This is a genomic window from Gemmatimonadota bacterium (assembly GCA_026706345.1).
Lineage (GTDB): Bacteria > JAAXHH01 > JAAXHH01 > JAAXHH01 > JAAXHH01 > JAAXHH01.
In genome coordinates, this window is record JAPOYX010000196.1 from 1 (window position 1) to 2217 (window position 2217).

A 2217-nucleotide genomic window follows, 5' to 3' on the forward strand; every position below is an offset into this window, starting at 1 on the left:
GGGTACTTCTGTTCGTCAATCTCAACGCTGTCCCGGTACAAGAGGCCCGAGATGACGGCGATCCCGTAGGTCACCCAGCCGTCGCACGCAGGAGAAGCCGGCCCGCCATTGCCCCCCAGGATGAGCTGGTTGACGTAGGCGGCACCGTTGCGCCGCGTGTCCGTACCCGAGATGACTGCATAGCCCGCGTTTTGGGCAACCCCGCCTTCCGCAGTGCCCCAGCCATCACCGAGTTCGGCAAAGGCCGACTGGGTGATGCCCACCAGCCGGTTGGCCGGATTCGTGGTTGCGAGCGAACAAGAATGCGGAAAGCGCGGAATACCGACCACACACCCTTCGCGGAGCTTGACGTGTATACGCCGGAAGCTGCCGGCATTGTGGGGGACGTCAGGGTCCAGCGTGCTAAAGATACCCTGCATGACGCTCGATATCGAACAGGCCTCCGACGAGTTCGCCCCGCCGGCAACGTTGTCCGGGTTGTCGCGGAGATCGACTTCAATCCGACCATCCTGCGTATCGATGGCAATTTCGACCTTGAGCGGCAGGCCATCGGGCAGACCCGGAAACGGGTCGTGCCGACCAGTCCCGATCACGCCGCCACTTGGCAGCTGCCGGATGGCGTGTATCATACGCCGTTCCGAATAATCCAACCACTCGTGAACGAACGTCCTGATCGTCTCGGAGCCATACTTTGCGACAAGGTCCCGAATCTTACGCTCCCCAACCCGGGCCGCGCCTAACATCGCCAGATAGTCACCATACCACTGCTCGGGAACACGGATGCGCCGGCGACACAAGCGGATAATATCGTCGACATTGGCGTAGGCGCGTTGAACGCGGACGCAGGGGAAGAGCAACGCCCCCTCTTCATAGACGTCGCGCGCCGCCGGCATATATGAGGTGGGCAAGGCATTGCCGATATCGGACAGGTGGGCCTTGGCAACCGCCGTGAACAGATGCTGCCCCTCGCAGAAAACGGGCACGAGGATGGTGTGATCTGCGGGATGGGAATTCCCTAAGTAGGGATCGTTATGCAAAAAGGCATCGCCCTCGGCAAGATCGGGATGCAGCTCACCCATGGCCTGGGCCTGCAGATGAGAGCCGTAAATATGAGCCGGCAAACCTTCCGCTGCGGCCAGGAGCGCGTGCTGGCCAGTCACACTGGTTGTGATTGAGCACGAAAAATCACGCGCAATACTGATCGCGGCCGAGCGGCCGGCCCGGAGCAGGGTCTGGGTCATCTCGCGCACAATCGCTTCAAATCGATTTGCCAGCACGGCGAGCAAGGTCGGATCAAGCGTGGTCTTCTGTCCCTCTCGACTAGGTGTCTGCGCCGCCATCCGGACCGCCTTTCTCATACGCCAGTCAGGGTATGCTGATGAGGTAGTTATTCAGCGGCGCCACCTGGGCGACGCTGTGTGGGTAGAGCACGATCGTCGTCGTGGGCTCCTCGATGATCGCCGGTCCGTGGAACTGCATGCCGGGCGCAAGCGCTGATCCCAAGTATAGCGGAGTATCAGTGCGACCCTGGCCCGCGAAATACACACTCCGGTGCGCATGTGGAATGGCCTCCCGCGGTGTATCCCGCGCAGGCGGACGGTCTGGTTGCATCCGATCCAGGAGTCCGGCCAAACGGCCCTTCCAGTACAGGCACTCGACCTCGGCCCCTTCTTCCTTGACGGCAAAAACGCGTTCGTGCACCCGATGGAAGCCTTGGACCAGGGCTGCCACGTCCTGGGGCCCATCAAAGCGGTCCTTTTCCAGGGGAATCTCGAGTTCCCAGACCTGAGTGGGATAGCGGGCCTCAACAAAGAAGTCCCGCTTAAAATCGCGGAGGCCCCGCCCCCGCAGCTCCGCCTCAAGCGTATCCATTTCGGCGTGCAGAGACTGTAAGGCCGCATTCACCTCGGTGTAGGCGAAATCGTCTGTCACCGCCAGTCTGCTCAGACTGAACTCGGCGACAATGTCCGAGTACTGTGCGCCGCAGGCGCTGAGCGCAGCCGCGGTCCGGGGGATGAGCACCTGAGGGCAACCCAGGGCTTGGGCAATAGAGACAATGTTCAGTCCGGCGGCTCCTCCCCCAGCGACGAGCAGGGTCTCGCGCGGGTCAATCCCTTCGTTCACCGAGATCTCCTGGATCGCCTGCACCATGGCCTCGCCGGCAATGGTCAGAATAGCCTGTGCGGCCTGGTCGATCGTCTGCTCCAGCGGCTCGGC

At 62.0% G+C, this 2217-nt stretch carries 2 protein-coding genes; both read right to left on the reverse strand.

The window, feature by feature from the left end; all coding sequences use genetic code 11:
* Positions 1 to 1340, reverse strand: a 1340-nt coding sequence (locus OXG98_13110; GenBank protein MCY3772942.1) for a hydantoinase B/oxoprolinase family protein, incomplete at its 3' end; no start/stop codon positions are given.
* Positions 1341 to 1365: 25 nt separating this feature from the next.
* On the reverse strand, positions 1366 to 2217 hold an 852-nt coding region (locus OXG98_13115), incomplete at its 5' end, for a hydantoinase/oxoprolinase family protein (protein ID MCY3772943.1).